1 protein-coding gene is annotated in these 602 nt (G+C 57.8%); it reads left to right on the forward strand.

The features are described from left to right. Positions 1 to 36 precede the first annotated feature (36 nt). Entirely contained in the window at positions 37 to 597 is a 561-nt protein-coding gene (locus H9627_RS14135; protein ID WP_191734648.1) for a hypothetical protein, read from the forward strand. The last annotated feature ends 5 nt before the right edge of the window (positions 598 to 602 follow it).

Below are 602 nucleotides of genomic sequence, written 5' to 3' on the forward strand. Positions count from 1 at the left end.
GACGCCCTGATCTCACTGGCCAACTAAGGAGCAATCATGACCACCCCAGATCGCCCCCTGAACCAGAAGATCACCCTCACTGGTGAAGTCCTCGACGATGATACCCAGGACCTCGCCCAGGCCGAAGGAGTGATGTTCACCCTCGAGCAGTACGCCGTCATCACCGACGCACTGGGACTTACCCCAGACGCCACCCCAGATGATGCAGTAGCCGCCATCACCGCCCTGGCCGAGCAGCTCAACCAATCGGTTGAAAAGGTTGAAGAGCAGATCGCCGCGTCCGCTGTTACCCCACAGTCTGTCACCATCGACGCCCATGTCTGGAAGGACATGAAGCGCAGCATCGAGCGTGGACTCACGATGGACAAGCAGGAACACCGACTCGCCGCCGAGCAAACAGTCGATCAAGCTATCCGCCTGGGTAAGGCCAACGCCTACCAGCGTGAAAAGTGGATCGCAGCATACCAAGCAGACCCGGAGACCACGGTTCATGCGCTTAACCGTGGTCAAGAGATTCCTCGCATTGAAATTGGGTATGGCATGGACCCAACTATCAATAGTGCAGGCGAACCAGCCCCGAAGGGTTGGGTAAGGTAGAAGCT

It is taken from the genome of Corynebacterium gallinarum, from assembly GCF_014837045.1.
Taxonomy (GTDB): Bacteria; Actinomycetota; Actinomycetes; order Mycobacteriales; family Mycobacteriaceae; genus Corynebacterium; species Corynebacterium gallinarum.